Source organism: Lawsonibacter asaccharolyticus (assembly GCF_022453915.1).
Lineage (GTDB): Bacteria > Bacillota > Clostridia > Oscillospirales > Oscillospiraceae > Lawsonibacter > Lawsonibacter asaccharolyticus.
In genome coordinates, this window is sequence record NZ_CP091870.1 from 362586 (window position 1) to 376443 (window position 13858).

The window sequence follows — 13858 nt, forward strand, 5'->3', positions numbered from 1 at the left end:
AATCCCTTCCTACCATTTCCGGAAGAGGAACGGCGTTCCAGCCAGCGCTAAGCCGGACGGAAAAAGCCGCCGCAGACCCGTCTGCGGCGGCTTTGAAAGGGTCAGTCGAACCGGGTGGGGACATGCCAGATGTCCCGGGCGTAGTCCCGGATGGAGCGGTCGGCGGCGAAGATGCCGGACCGGGCGATGTTGATGAGAGATTTCTGATCCCAGGCTCTCCGGTCCTTGTAGACCTCCAGAGAGCGGCGGTGGGCCTGACAGTAGCTGTCAAAGTCGGCCAGTAGCATATATTCATCGGCGATCCCGCCCCCTCCGCCGAAGAGCAGGCGGTTGGTCAGGTCGGTGTAGGCCCTGCCGTCGGAGAAGCCGGCGGAGATCTGGTCCAGCACCCGCTTGAGCACCGGGTCCTGCTGGTAGTAATCCAGAGAGCGATAGCCCTGGCGGCGGCGCTCCTCCACCTGGTCGGCGGTGAGGCCGAAAAGGAAGATGTTCTCATCCCCCAGCTGCTGGTGCATCTCCACATTGGCTCCGTCCAGGGTGCCGATGGTGAGGGCGCCATTCATCATGAACTTCATGTTGCCGGTGCCGCTGGCCTCCTTGCCGGCGGTGGAGATCTGCTCGGAGAGCTCGGAGGCAGGCATCAGCTTCTCTGCCAGGGAGACCCGGTAGTTCTCCAGGAAAACCACCTGGAGCTTATCCTTGCAGACGGGGTCGGCGTTGATCTGGGCGGCCAGGGAGTTGATGAGCTGGATGATCTGTTTGGCCACGTGGTAGCCCGGGGCCGCCTTGGCGCCGAAGAGGAAGGTCTGGGGCGTGAAGTCCATATTGGGATCGTCCCGCAGCTGCTGGTACAGGCACACGATATGCAGCACGTTGAGCAGCTGGCGCTTATACTCATGGAGGCGCTTCACCTGTACGTCGAAGATGGCGTCGGTGTTGAGGATGATCCCGGACTCCCGGGCCACATAGCCGGCAAAACGGCGCTTGTTCTCCTGTTTGATGGACTCCAGGCGGTCCAGGACGGCGGAGTCGTCCTTGTACTTCTCCAGGCCGGAGATGGATTCCGGGTGGAGCAGGTAGGCGTCGCTGCCGGTGCACTCCCGGATCAGGGCGTCCAGCTTGGGGTTGATCTGAGAGAGCCAGCGGCGGTGGTCGATGCCGTTGGTCACGTTTTTAAACTGGTCAGGCTGGCGGAGGTAGGCGTCATGGAACACGTCCCGCTTGAGGATATCGGAGTGGAGGGCGGACACGCCGTTGACTGCGGAGCAGGCGCACACGCACAGGTTGGCCATGCGGACCTCCCCACCCCAGATGATGGCCATCCGGGAGACCCGGTTCATGTCCCCGCCGAAGTATCCCTCCAGCTGGCGCTGGTAGCGGGCGGCGATCTCCTTCAGGATCTCCCAGATGCGGGGCAGCAGGGACTCGATCAGGTTCTGGGGCCAGCGCTCCAGGGCCTCGGCCAGGACGGTGTGGTTAGTGTAGCAGACGGTGTTGGTGACGATGTGCCACGCCTCGTCCCAGCTGTACCCCTCCACGTCCAGCAGGATGCGCATCAGCTCGGGGATGACCAGGGTGGGATGGGTGTCGTTGATCTGGATGACATGCTTCTGGTGGAAGTTGCGCAGCGTCCCATACTGGGCACGGTGCTGGCGGACGATAGACTGGGCGGTGGCGGAGACGAAGAAATACTGCTGCTTCAGCCGCAGGGACTTGCCCTCGTAGTGGTTGTCATCGGGATAGAGCACTTTTGCGATGACCTCGGCCATGGCCTGCTGCTCCACCGCCTTCAGGTACTCACCCCGGGAGTAGAGGGACATATCTACGGGGACCGGGCTCTTGGCGTCCCACAGGCGCAGGGTGTTGGTGTGGTTGGTCTTGTAGCCGGCGATCTCCATGTCACGTGGAATGGCCAGCACGGTCGTGTAGCCCACGTGCTCCGGTTTATTGTGGCCGTCCACCCAATGGTCCACGATCCTGCCGCCAAAGCGGACCTCCTCCGCCTCGTCCATCTTGGCGATAAGCCAGGCGTCGCCCAGGCCAAGCCAGTTGTCGGCCAGCTCCACCTGCTTGCCGTCAATGATCTTCTGCTTGAAGATGCCCAGCTCATAGCAGATGGAATAGCCGGTGGCCGGGATCTCCAGAGTGGTCATGGAGTCCAGGTAGCAGGCGGCCAGACGACCCAGACCGCCATTGCCCAGGCCGGCGTCTGGCTCGGTCTCGAACAGGTCAGCGGCGGAAAAGCCCAGATCCTCCAGCACCTGGGTCAAGGTGTCCAGCAGCCCCAGATTATAGGCGTTCTTCTCCAAAGAGCGGCCCATCAGGAATTCCAGAGAGAGGTAGTGGACCTGCCGGCCCTGGGCTTCCCAGACGTGGTTGCTGGTCTCGATCTGATGACCGGACATGATATCCCGCAGGACCATGGCGCAGGCCTTGAACATATGATTAGGGGTGGCCTCATCCACTGTGCGGCCAAAATTCCGCAGGAGCTTGCCCACGATCATCTCAGTGAGCTGGGCTTTGTTGTATTCAGCCATAATTTGCCTCCCTGTTAATTTAAAATGAAAATAAAAATCACGGAGCCTGTATGGCGAAAAATTTTTCCATACAGGCTCCATTGTAGCAGACCGGAGTGGGCGCGTCAATTGGCGGAAGGGCCAAAACAGCCGCCATTTCAGCCCGTTTCCGGCGGGATACCCAGACGGGCCCTGAATCTACCAGCCCAGGATACGCTGATAGATCTCCAGATATTGGCGGGCGGAGCTGTTCCAGCTGAAGTCGGCGGTCATGTCCTCCTTCTGGATGCCGCGCCATGCCTTTTTGTTGTTGAAATAGAGGTCCACTGCCTCCCGCAGGACCCAGACCATATCGTGGGCGTTGATGTCAGAGAAGGTAAAGCCCCGGCCGGTGCCCTCGAACTTGTTGTAGGGGGTGACGGTGTCCTTCAGGCCGCCGGTCTCCCGCACTACGGGGACAGTGCCGTAGCGCATAGCGATCATCTGGCTCAGGCCGCAGGGCTCGCTGACCGAGGGCATGAGGAACAGGTCCGCGCCGGCGTAAATGGCGGTGGACAGAGGCGCGGAATAGGTGATCTGGGCGGAAAAGCGGCCGGGATACTGGACCTGCGCCTCACGGAAGGCGGCCTCATACTGCCAGTCTCCGGTGCCCAAGACCACCATCTGCACATTCATGGCCATGATCTCGTGGAGGGCATCAGTGACCAGGGAGAATCCCTTGTGGCCCACCAGGCGGGAGATGCAGGCGATGATGGGCACGTCGGCGTTCTCCTCCAGGCCAACGGCCCGCTGGAGGGCCAGCTTGCACTCGGCCTTCCCCTTCACCAGGGAGCGGGCGCTGAAGTTGGCGGCCAGCCCGGAGGTGGCGGCGGGGTCATAGAGCTGGGTATCGATGCCGTTGAGGATGCCCTGGAGCTTTCCGCTCTGCTCGTTAATGACTCCGGCCAAGCCGTGGGCATAGAAGGGCAGACGCAGCTCCTGGGCGTAGGTGGGCGAGACGGTGGTGACGAAGTTGGAGGCCATGATGGCGCCCTTCATCAGGTTGACGTCCTTGTAGTAGCCCAGCATCCCCTCGTTGAGATAGCTGCGGTCCAGGCCAATGACGTCCTCCAGTACCTGGTCGCCGTAGCGGCCCTGATACTCGATGTTGTGGATGGTGAACACCGTCTTGGTGTTGGCCAGCTCGGGGACGTGGTACCGCTCCTCCAGCATGTAGACCGGGACCAGGGCGGTCTGCCAGTCGTTGCAGTGGATGATGTCCGGGGCCCAGCCGAAGTGGCCCGGCGTCTCGATGACGGCCCGGGAGAAGTAGGCAAAGCGCTCACAGTCATCAAAGTGGCCGTACAGCTGCCAGCGTTTGAAGTAATACTCATTGTCCACGAACCAGTAGGTGACGCCGTCCTGCTCCAGGGAGAAGACACCGCAGTACACGTGCCGCCACGACAGAGTGACGTTGTAATACTGCTCGAACTTCATCTGGCTGCGCCACTGTTCTCCGACCCCCTCATACAGCGGTAGGATGACCTTGACGTCGTGGCCCTCCTGGGCCAGCGCCTTGGGCAGAGAGCCGGCCACATCGGCCAGCCCGCCGGTCTTGATAAAGGGCGCCACCTCAGACGAGGCAAACAGAATTCTCATAGATCAGTTCCTTTCTTCATATCAGCGCGGAGGGAGGCCCCTTGTCCGGTCAGGGGCCTCCCCTGCGATCAGACGATGGAATCCTTGGAGATGGCCAGCGGATAGGTGGAGTGGCCCATCAGCATCCGGTCCTGATTCACCTGGACATTCTTGTCGGTGATGGTGTAGGACAGGGAGGCACCTGCGCGGATGATGGTCCCCTGCATCAGGACGCTGTTGGAGACCTTGGCGCCTGCCTCCACAATGACGCCGCGGGAGAGGATGGAGTTTTCAACCTCGCCCTCGATGAAGCAGCCGTCCGCCACTAGGGAGTGGATTGATTTGGCGTCTGGGCCGTAGTAGGTGGAGGGGTTGGACTGGTCCTTGGTCCGGATGGGGCGGTCAGGATCGAACAGGTCCGCCCGCACCGCTGGGTCCAGCAGGTCCATGGAGTGCTGGAAGTAGTCGGCCACGGACTGGAAGCGGGCCACATAGCCTCTGTGGAGATAGGGCAGCACCTTCAGGGTGCTCAGACGGGGAAGCAGAACGCCCCTGCTGAAGTTGTGGATGTTATGGGCGGCGCAGTAGTCCACCATGTCCAGCAGCAGCTTTTTGGAGATGATGTAGGTCTCCAGCGACTCCAGGGCGTTGGCCGCGTGAGCGGGATTGATGGACAGATCGCTCACCAGTCCATCGGGACCCTGGGTGATGTAGACGGTGTTGCGGGGGGCGCCCTTCAGCTCCTGGGTGCAGAGGATGGTGATGTCAGCACCGCTGTCCAGATGCTGCTGGAACACTTCGGCCACGGGCAGGTTGACCACCATGTCGCCCCAGCCCATGATGACATACTCCTGACGGATGTTCTGGAGATAGGTGTAGATGCCCGCCAGCGCCTCCATGTTGCCGCGGTATTCCCCGCTGCCGCCCCGCTCTGCCACGCCGAAGGGGGGCAGGATGCGCAGGCCGCCGTGCTTGCGGCTCAGGTCCCAGTCCTTGCCGGAACCCACATGGTCCAGCAGGGACTGATAGCTCTCGTGGACGATTAGGCCCACGTCGCTGATGCCCGCGTTGACATAGCTGGAGAGCATGAAGTCGATCAGGCGGTACCGACCGCCGAAGGGCAGAGAGCAGGTATTGCGGGGGCGGGTCAGCTCACCTAGATTGGAGTCAGAATGGTAGGCAAACAGGATGCCGTGGAGATCGTTCATACCCGCTCACCTCCTTTCACATCTTCCCGGACCATGGCGCTGGGCGTCACGGTGGCCTTCTCTCCCACGGTGACGCCGCCTGCCACTACGGCGATGCCCCAGCCGGGAGAATCGTCCGGAGGCGCGCCCACCACGGCGCCCGCCTCCACCACGGCGTCCTCCGCCACGATGGCGTAGGAGATGCTGGCACCGGCTTTCACCACGGTGCCGGGCATGAGGATGGAGTACTCCACCTTGGCCCCCTCCTCCACCGTGACGGAGTGGAAGAGGACCGAGTTGGCCACCGAGCCGTCCACCTGGCAGCCGCCGGTGACCAGGGAGTGGGAGATCACGGCGTTGGGGCCGGTGACGTGGGGAGGTTTGATGGGGGTGCGGGCGTAAATGGGCCAGCTGGTATCATAAAGATCGATGCCGCTGTGGGGGGCCAGCATGTCCATGTTTGCGTCCCACAGAGAGTTGATGGTGCCCACGTCTTTCCAGTAGCCATGGAAGCGGTAGGCCATCAGCTTCTCCCCTGCGGCGAGCATGTTGGGGATGATGTTCTTTCCGAAATCGTTGGAAGACTTGGGATCTGCCTCATCATCGATAAGGTAGCGGCGCAGCTTCTGCCAGGAAAAGACGTAGATGCCCATAGAGGCGAGGTTGCTCTTGGGCTGGGGGGGCTTCTCCTCGAACTCATAGATCTGGTCGTTCTCGTCCACGTTCATGATGCCGAAGCGCTTGGCCTCGTCCATGGTGACCTCCAGCACGGAGATGGTGCAGGCGGCACCGGTCTTCTTGTGCAGGTCCACCATGTCGGCATAGTCCATCTTGTAGATGTGGTCGCCGGAGAGGATGACTACATAGTCCGGATCATACAGGTCCAGGAAGCCGATATTCTGATAGATGGCGTTGGCAGTCCCCTTGTACCAGGTGCCCTGGTCGCCCTCGCGCATGTAGGGGGGGAGGATATGTACGCCGCCATCGGAGCGGTCCAAGTCCCAGGGCTGGCCAGAGCCGATGTAGCTGTTCAGCTCCAGCGGACGGTACTGGGTCAGAACGCCAACTGTGTCGATGCCGGAGTTGACACAGTTGGACAGGGGAAAGTCGATGATGCGGTACTTGCCGCCGAAGGGGACCGCGGGCTTTGCTACATGGCTGGTCAGGGCGTAAAGCCGGCTGCCCTGCCCTCCGGCCAGCAGCATTGCCACAACTTCTTTCTTCATCTCATTCATCACCTCTTGGATTGATAAGCACACACAGGGAAGTATCGTATAACAGACCAGGAGCAAACGGAGAAACTGGTCCGGTTATGCCTCTTTTTTCCGATTGGAGGCTCCGGGCTTGGCGGGGCGCTTGCCGGCGGGGCCGGTTTTTTCGGATTTGGACGCCTTGGGCTTGCGCTTGGGGAACTTGCGGGTACAGCGGTAGATGACGGCGGCCATGGGGGGCAGGTCGATCTCCATGGACTGGTCCTGGTCGTGGCAGGGGATGTACTCGGTGCGTACAGGGTCCTGGTCGCCAAGGCCTCCCCCGCCGAAGGACACGTCATCTGTGTTCAGCACAGCGGACCACATCCCAGCGAAGGGGGTCCCCACCCGATAACCCTTCCGGTGTACCGGAGAGAAGTTGCACACTACCAGCAGGGGGCTGCCCTCCTTGTCCCAGCGGAGGAAGGAGACAGTGTTGGCCTGGTTGTCATCGGCGCACAGCCACTGGAAGCCCTGCCAGGAGTCATCCTGCTCCCAGAGGGCGGGCTGCTCCAGATAGAAGGCGTTGGCCGCCTTAAAGAACTCCTGGGTCTGGCGGTGGGGCTCGTACTGGAGCAAATGCCAGTCCAGGGAATATTCATAGTGCCACTCGTTCCACTGGGCCAACTCGGCACCCATAAAGGTGAGCTTTTTGCCCGGGTGGGCAAGCATATAGGTATAGAAGACCCGGACGCCGGCAAACTTCATGGGGTTGTCCCCGGGCATCTTGCCAAAGAAGGAGCCCTTCATGTGGACCACCTCGTCGTGGGAGAGGGGCAGGATGTAGTTCTCCGAGAAGGCATACACCAGGGAGAAGGTGATGTCCCGGTGGTTGAACTGCCGGAAGTATGGGTCCATTTTGATGTAGTGGCAGATGTCGTTCATCCAGCCCATGTTCCACTTGAAGTTGAAGCCCAGGCCCCCGTCGCTCACCGGATAGGTGACCTTGGGCCAGGCGGTGGACTCCTCCGCGATCATCAGCACGTCGGGATGGGCACCGAAGACCATCTCGTTGAGGCGCTGGAGGAACTCGATGGCCTCCAGGTTCTCCTTACCGCCGTGGATGTTGGGTATCCACTCTCCGGGCTTGCGGGCATAGTCCAGGTAGAGCATGGAGGAGACCGCATCCACCCGCAGGCCGTCAAAATGGAACTCATCCAGCCAAAACATGGCGGAGGAGTAGAGGAAGGAGCGCACCTCGTTGCGTCCGTAGTCAAAGACGTTGGTGCCCCAGTCGGCGTGCTCTCCCTTCCGGGGGTCAGCATACTCGTAGGTGGGGGTGCCGTCAAAGTGATAGAGGCCGAACTCATCCCGGGGGAAGTGGGCGGGGACCCAGTCCATGATGACGCCGATGCCAGCCTGGTGCATCTGGTCCACGAAATACATCAGGTCGTGGGGGGTACCGAAGCGGCTGGTGGCGGCAAAGTAGCCGGTACACTGGTAACCCCAGGAGGCATCCAGGGGATGTTCGGTGACAGGGAGGAGCTCCACATGGGTGAAGCCCAGCTCCTTCACATAGGGGACCAGATAGGCGGCCAGATCCCGGTAGCTGAGGAACTCCCCTTCCCCCGTGCGGCGCCAGGAGCCCAGGTGACATTCATAGATGTTCATAGGGCGGCGGTAGGGGGCGTTTTTGGCCCGATAGTCCAGCCAGGCCCGGTCCCCCCACTGGTAACCGGAGAGGTCGTAAAGCTTGGAGGCGGTGCCTGGGCGAGTCTCTGCGTGGAAGGCAAAGGGGTCAGCCTTGCCGGTCAGGCGGCCATCCTTGGTATGTACTGCATATTTATACGCGTCATACTGCTGAAGGCCGGGGATGAACCCCTCCCAGATGCCGCCCTGAACAGGGGTCAGAGGGTTGGCGTTGGGGTCCCAGTCGTTGAAATAACCAAAGACACACACCTGCTGGGCGTTGGGGGCCCAGACTCGGAAATAGTAGCCGGGGACACCGTCCTGCTCGCCGGCATGGGCGCCGAAGCACTCCCAGGCATGGGTGCTGTGTCCATCACTGAACGCTCTCAGTTCATGTTCCGGGGCATAAACCGGGGCATTTTTCTTCGTTTTGGCCAATGAAACCACCTCAAATCACTCTTTTGTGTCACAAATGGTCGAAAAGCACGAACAAAAACCAAAAATTCTCCTCTATATTTATAAAAATTATACAACAGAAGAGAGGACGCGTCAAGTGAAAAGCCGGTAAAATGGAATTTATTCGGAGCCCCCCGGCGGCCGGGGAGCTCCGAACAGGGCGTCAGCGGGCCATCAGCAGCCGCTGAAACATCTTTCCAAAGATGCCGGGAATGGTGAGGCGGTCCACCTGCTGGGAGGCGACGATGGGGATGGTGTCCCGGACCTCGCCGTCCACAGTGACCACCATCTGCCCCAGTTTCTGCCCCCGCTCCACCGGGGCCTCCAGGTCCTGGGCGAGCTGGATCTGGGTGGAGATCAGGCCCTCCTCCCCCTTCCGGACCAGGAGGGAACACTCCTGCTCCAACTGAGGCTGGACCTGGGCGGTGGTGCCCAGCAGCACCTCCACGGGGGCCAGTGGGACATCGGGATAGACCCGGGCGAGCGTATAGTTGGCGAAGCCGTAATCCAGAAGGGCTTTGGCGTCTTCAAAGCGCTGAGCGGAGGTGGGAGACTTCATCACCACGGCGATGAGTTCCATGCCGTCCCGCTCGGCGGTGGCGGAGACGCAGTACAGGGCGGAATCGGTGGAACCGGTCTTGAGGCCGGTGGCTCCCTGATAGAAGCGGACCAGACGGTTGGTGTTTGTGAGACCGAAGGCACCGTCCCGGATGGAGTCCATCCAGATGGTGGTGTACTCCCGGATGCTGGGATGGTTGAGGATCAGCTCCCGGGACATGAGGGCGATGTCGTGAGCGGAGGTGAGGTGGCCCTGGGCGGGGAGGCCGGTGCAGTTGACGAAGTTGGTGTCAGCCATGCCCAGCTCACGGGCCCGGAGGTTCATCTCGGCAACAAAGGCGGCCTCGCTGCCGGAAAGATACTCGGCCATGGCCACAGCGGCGTCATTGCCGGAGACCACAGTGATGCACTTGAGCAGCTCGGAGACGGACATCTGCTCCCCCTCCTTCAGGTAGACCTGGGAACCGCCCATGCCGGCGGCATAAGCGGAGACGGTCACCATGTCGTCCCGGGCAATGCGGCCGCTGTCCAGGGCTTCCATGATGAGAAGCAGGGTCATGATCTTGGTGACGCTGGCGGGCTCCAGCTTCTGGCGGGCGTCTTTTTCGTAGAGGACAGCGCCGCTCTCCTTCTCCATCAGCACCGCAGAGGCGGCGGCTGTCTCCGGCCCGGAGGGGGCGGCGGAGGCGGGGAGGTCAGCAGCAGATACACAGGGCGCCAGCAGCAGGGCGGCCAGCGCCAAAGAAAGGAAACGGTTCATGGCGGGTCCCTCCAAATCCAAATGTTTCTGTGAAAAGGATGTGGAGGGGCGAGGACTTCTATACGCCGCAGCGGACCGGTATTTTTTTCTGCGCAAATCGTTGCATGATGCAAAAATTTTTCAAAAATTTTTGGCCTGCGTGGACGGGTCTGTACAACTTTTTCCGAAGTCGGACCAGGGGTGAGGAGGGTGATGGGGTGAGCAAGGCGGAAGAAAAGCGGCAGCGAGAGCAGCTGATCCGGCAGGTGCGACGACTGACTCGGGCGAGAGTGAATGACGCCGTCAAGCTGGCCTATCTGTCCGGGGAGGCGCTGGAGGCCATCGACGGGCTGGACCTGACGGCTATGACGGAGTTCAAGCGGGCGGGGAACGGAGCGGTGGAGATCAAGTTCACCGACCGGCTCAAGGCCCTGGAAAAGCTGATGGAGCTGATCCGGGAGAACCGGGAGACGGAAGCGGAGGAGCTGCTGCGGACCCTGGGCGGGACGGCGGAGGAGCCGGAATGGGAGCGCTGAGGTTCTCCCCCAAACAGCGGCAGGTGCTGACCTGGTGGCGAGAGGGGTCTCCCCACTGGGAGAAGAGCGCCATCATCTGCGACGGCGCGGTGCGCAGCGGTAAGACCCTGTGCTTAGGCCTGTCCTTCTTCCTGTGGGCCATGGCCCGCTTCCAGGGGCGGAGATTCGCCCTGTGCGGCCGGAGCATGGAGGGGGTGCGGCGGAACCTGACGGGAGAGGTGCTGCCCCTGTTGAGAGGGATGGGATTCCAGTGCCGGGAGCAACTGACCCGGGGGGAGGTGACGGTGTCCCTGGGGCGGCGGCGGAACATCTTCTGCCTGTTCGGCGGAGGGGACGAGGGGGCGGCGGCACGCATCCAGGGGGTGACCCTGGCGGGGGCGCTGCTGGACGAGGCTGTTCTGATGCCCCGCTCCTTTGTGGAGCAGTGCTGCGCCCGGTGCTCGGTCCAGGGGGCCAGGCTGTGGTTCTCCTGCAACCCGGAGGGGCCGGGACACTGGTTCTATCAGGAGTGGGTCCAGAAGGCCGGGGAGCGCAACGCCCTTTACCTCCACTTCACCATGGAGGACAACCCGGGCCTGTCTCCCCAGGTGCGGGAGCGATACCGGACCATGTTCCAGGGGACCTTCTACCGCCGGTTCGTGCTGGGGGAATGGACCGCGGCGGCAGGGCTGGTATATGACTTCTTCTCCCGGGAGATGGTGTGCGAGCCGCCGGAGGGGCGGGCGGCGGAGTGGTATATCTCCTGCGACTACGGTACGGTGAACCCCACCTCTATGGGACTTTGGGGGCGGTGGGGGGAGGCGTGGTACCGGGTGGAGGAGTTCTATTACGACTCCCGCCGGGAGGGGCGGCAGAAGACGGACAGCGAATACGCCGACGCGCTGGAGGCACTGGCGGACGGGCGGCCCATCAGGGAGGTGGTGGCAGACCCCTCCGCCGCCAGCTTTCTGGAGTGCCTGCGGCGGCGGGGCTGGCAGGTGCGGCGGGCGGAGAACGAGGTGCTCTCCGGCATCCGCACCACGGCGGAGCTGCTGCGGACGGGCCGGCTGGTCATCTGTCCCGGGTGCGGAGACGCCATCCGGGAGTTCGGGCTGTACCGCTGGGACACCAGCGCCGGAGGGCGGGACCAGGTGTGCAAGGAACATGACCACGCAATGGACGACATCCGGTATTTTGCCGTCACGGTGGCGGCAAAGGAGCGCGGCGGCAACTGGGCCGGCAGCGTGGAACGGAGGATATTTTGACCGGCGGGGGCCGGAAGAGGCAAAGGAGGCTTTTGCGATGAAGCGGCGGGAACGAAACAAGGGGCCGGCTCGGGCGGAGGCGGTGCAGATCCGGGAGAGCGGACGGCATCCCTTCGGCGTGCTGGACCGGTATGTGCCCCTGGGGGCGGGGGAGCTCCAGCTCTATCGGGCCATCCGGGAGGCGGTGCCCATCCTGGACGCGGCCATCTGGAAGCTGATCCGGCTGGCCGGCGGAGTGGCGGTGAAGTGCGGGGAGCCCGCCGCCCAGGCGGGGCTGGAGCGGTTCCTCCGTACTGTCCCCACCGGGCGGGGACAGCGGGGCATCCAGTCCTTTCTGGACTGCTATCTGGACTCCATGCTCACCTGCGGGCGGGGGGTGGGCGAACTGGTGCTGGACTGCCAGGGCCGGGAGATCGCCGCTCTGCTGTGCGCCGGACCGGAGCAGGTGGAGATCCGGGAGGGGGACTCGCCCCTGGACTTTCAGCTGTGTGCCCGGGGCCCGGGCGGAACCTGTGAGCCCCTGCCCTGGCAGGAGCTGCTGCTGTTCACCCCTTTTCAGCCGGAGACAGAGCACCCCTACGGGGTGTCCCTGCTGCGGTCCATGCCCTTCCTCACCGACATCCTGCTGAAGATCTACCAGGCCACGGGGATGAACTGGGAGCGAATGGGCAACGTGCGCTTCGCGGTCATCTGCCGCCCCGGAGAGGGAGAGGGAGCCTATGCCCAGGAGCGGTGCCGGCAAATCGCCGGGGAGTGGTCCGCCGCCATGCAGGCGGGCAGGCAGGGGGCCGTGCGGGACTTTGTGGCGGTGGGGGATCTGGACATCAAGGTCATTGGGGCGGACAATCAGGTGCTGGACAGCCAGGTGCCGGTGCGTCAGATCCTGGAACAGCTCGTTGCCCGCACCGGTATCCCTCCCTTCCTGCTGGGGCTGTCCTGGTCCAGCACGGAGCGGATGAGCGCCCAGCAGGCCGATCTGATGACCAGCGAGATCACCGCCCTGCGCCGGACCCTGGAGCCGGCGGTGGAGCGCATCTGTGAGATGTGGCTGCGGCTCCACGGCTGGGGCGGCGATGTGACGGTGGACTGGGCAGACATCAACTTGCAGGACTTCGTGGAGGAGGCCAGAGCGAAGCTGTATCTGGCCCAAGCGGAAGCCATCAGAGAGGAGGAACGGACATGAAGGTAGAAAAGGAGGCCCTTGGGGGCCAGAGGGTGGAGCCCACAGAGGAGGAGCTGGCCCTCGTCAACCGGCAGAGCCGGAAGGAGCTGACAGCGGCGGAGGTCTATCTGTTCGCGGTGCGGCTGTGCGACAACGAGGTGGACCGGGACGGGGAGCAGTTTCCACAGGCCACCCTGGAGCAGCTGGCGGAGCTGTTTGTGGGCAAGAGCGGGATCTTTGACCACAGGTGGAGCGCCGGCGGTCAGACGGCCCGCATCTACCGGACGGAAGTGGTCCGGGATGAGGGGATACGCACGGCGCTGGGAGAGCCCGCCTGCTATCTGAAGGGGTACGCCTACATGGTGCGGACCCAGGGAAACCAGGACCTGATCGCGGAGATCGAAGGGGGTATCAAGCGGGAGGTCAGCGTGGGCTGCGCGGTAAAGCGGGCAGAGTGCTCCATCTGCGGGTCGGACATGGGCAGGTGCGCCCACGAGAAGGGAAAGCGGTACGACGGCAGGCTGTGCTGCGCGCGTTTGCTGGAGGCCACAGACGCTTTCGAGTTCTCCTTTGTCGCAGTGCCCGCCCAGCCCAGGGCTGGAGTGATGAAGCGGGCCGGAGGGAGCCCTTCGCTGAAGCAGCTGGCGCTGGGAGAGCCCGCCGCCGCAGCCGAGCTGGAAGATCTGGAGCAGGCGGCCGAGCTGGGGCGCCGCTATCTGACGGGACTGCGGAACGAGGTGGTCCGGCTGGGCCTGCTGGCGGAGCGCCAGGTGGGGGCGGAGACCCTCCGGCACATCGCGGACCGGCTGGAGGAAAAGGAGCTGCTGGAGTTGCGGGAGAATTATCAGCGGCGGGCGGCGGAGCGCTACCCCATCGCCCCGCAGCTGTCCTACGGTAACGGGGACGGGATGCCGGAGCGGCCGGACGGGGCTTTTTTGATCTGACGGCGGGGCCGTCTTTACAA

The 13858-nt window shown here is 63.0% G+C and carries 10 protein-coding genes; 4 read left to right on the plus strand and 6 right to left on the minus strand.

Going from position 1 to position 13858, the window contains the following annotated elements; genetic code table 11:
• Nucleotides 1–101: 101 nt before the first annotated feature.
• The 6 genes from L9O85_RS01660 to L9O85_RS01685 form a co-directional block, all read right to left on the minus strand.
• Nucleotides 102–2537, minus strand: a complete 2436-nt coding sequence (locus L9O85_RS01660; protein WP_050622871.1) for a glycogen/starch/alpha-glucan phosphorylase — start codon at nt 2535–2537, stop codon at nt 102–104.
• A 177-nt stretch (nt 2538–2714) separates the two neighbouring features.
• Complete coding sequence (gene glgA / locus L9O85_RS01665) at nt 2715–4154, minus strand: glycogen synthase GlgA (RefSeq protein WP_277102980.1); 1440 nt, start codon at nt 4152–4154, stop codon at nt 2715–2717.
• Between the two features lie 68 nt (nt 4155–4222).
• Nucleotides 4223–5341: a glucose-1-phosphate adenylyltransferase subunit GlgD gene (glgD, locus tag L9O85_RS01670; protein WP_108979997.1), complete on the minus strand. Its 1119-nt coding sequence runs from the start codon at nt 5339–5341 to the stop codon at nt 4223–4225.
• Nucleotides 5338–6555 (minus strand): glucose-1-phosphate adenylyltransferase, encoded by a 1218-nt coding sequence (locus L9O85_RS01675; protein ID WP_050622868.1) that lies wholly within the window; start codon nt 6553–6555, stop codon nt 5338–5340. The genes glgD and L9O85_RS01675 overlap by 4 nt, the downstream gene beginning before the upstream one ends.
• Nucleotides 6556–6630: 75 nt before the next feature.
• The gene (gene glgB, locus L9O85_RS01680) at nt 6631–8646 is read right to left on the minus strand and encodes a 1,4-alpha-glucan branching protein GlgB (protein WP_430688776.1); all 2016 of its coding nucleotides are present in this window, start codon (nt 8644–8646) and stop codon (nt 6631–6633) included.
• A gap of 172 nt (nt 8647–8818) precedes the next feature.
• On the minus strand, nt 8819–9973 hold the full coding sequence (locus L9O85_RS01685; protein WP_301579328.1) for a D-alanyl-D-alanine carboxypeptidase family protein: 1155 nt from the start codon (nt 9971–9973) through the stop codon (nt 8819–8821).
• Between the two features lie 197 nt (nt 9974–10170).
• On the opposite strand from L9O85_RS01685, the gene L9O85_RS01690 reads away from it, so the two are divergent.
• From L9O85_RS01690 to L9O85_RS01705, 4 genes are read left to right on the plus strand one after another with little or no spacing between them, the layout of a single operon-like run.
• Nucleotides 10171–10488, plus strand: a complete 318-nt coding sequence (locus L9O85_RS01690; RefSeq protein ID WP_050622865.1) for a hypothetical protein — start codon at nt 10171–10173, stop codon at nt 10486–10488.
• Nucleotides 10476–11732 (plus strand): PBSX family phage terminase large subunit, encoded by a 1257-nt coding sequence (locus tag L9O85_RS01695; protein ID WP_301579329.1) that lies wholly within the window; start codon nt 10476–10478, stop codon nt 11730–11732. Before L9O85_RS01690 ends, L9O85_RS01695 begins: the two co-directional genes overlap by 13 nt.
• A gap of 37 nt (nt 11733–11769) precedes the next feature.
• Nucleotides 11770–12915, plus strand: coding sequence for a hypothetical protein (locus L9O85_RS01700; RefSeq protein ID WP_050622863.1), 1146 nt, complete (start codon nt 11770–11772; stop codon nt 12913–12915).
• Nucleotides 12912–13838, plus strand: a complete 927-nt coding sequence (locus tag L9O85_RS01705; RefSeq protein ID WP_301579331.1) for a hypothetical protein — start codon at nt 12912–12914, stop codon at nt 13836–13838. Before L9O85_RS01700 ends, L9O85_RS01705 begins: the two co-directional genes overlap by 4 nt.
• Nucleotides 13839–13858: the final 20 nt, after the last annotated feature.

Bases quoted from the DNA above. Each gene is read 5' to 3' on its own strand.
- glgD (WP_108979997.1), bottom strand. From the start codon at position 5,341: ATGAACGATCTCCACGGCATCCTGTTTGCCTACCATTCTGACTCCAAT.
- L9O85_RS01705 (WP_301579331.1), top strand. From the start codon at position 12,912: ATGAAGGTAGAAAAGGAGGCCCTTGGGGGCCAGAGGGTGGAGCCCACA.
- L9O85_RS01660 (WP_050622871.1), bottom strand. From the start codon at position 2,537: ATGGCTGAATACAACAAAGCCCAGCTCACTGAGATGATCGTGGGCAAG.
- L9O85_RS01700 (WP_050622863.1), top strand. From the start codon at position 11,770: ATGAAGCGGCGGGAACGAAACAAGGGGCCGGCTCGGGCGGAGGCGGTG.
- L9O85_RS01695 (WP_301579329.1), top strand. From the start codon at position 10,476: ATGGGAGCGCTGAGGTTCTCCCCCAAACAGCGGCAGGTGCTGACCTGG.
- glgA (WP_277102980.1), bottom strand. From the start codon at position 4,154: ATGAGAATTCTGTTTGCCTCGTCTGAGGTGGCGCCCTTTATCAAGACC.
- L9O85_RS01685 (WP_301579328.1), bottom strand. From the start codon at position 9,973: ATGAACCGTTTCCTTTCTTTGGCGCTGGCCGCCCTGCTGCTGGCGCCC.
- L9O85_RS01675 (WP_050622868.1), bottom strand. From the start codon at position 6,555: ATGAATGAGATGAAGAAAGAAGTTGTGGCAATGCTGCTGGCCGGAGGG.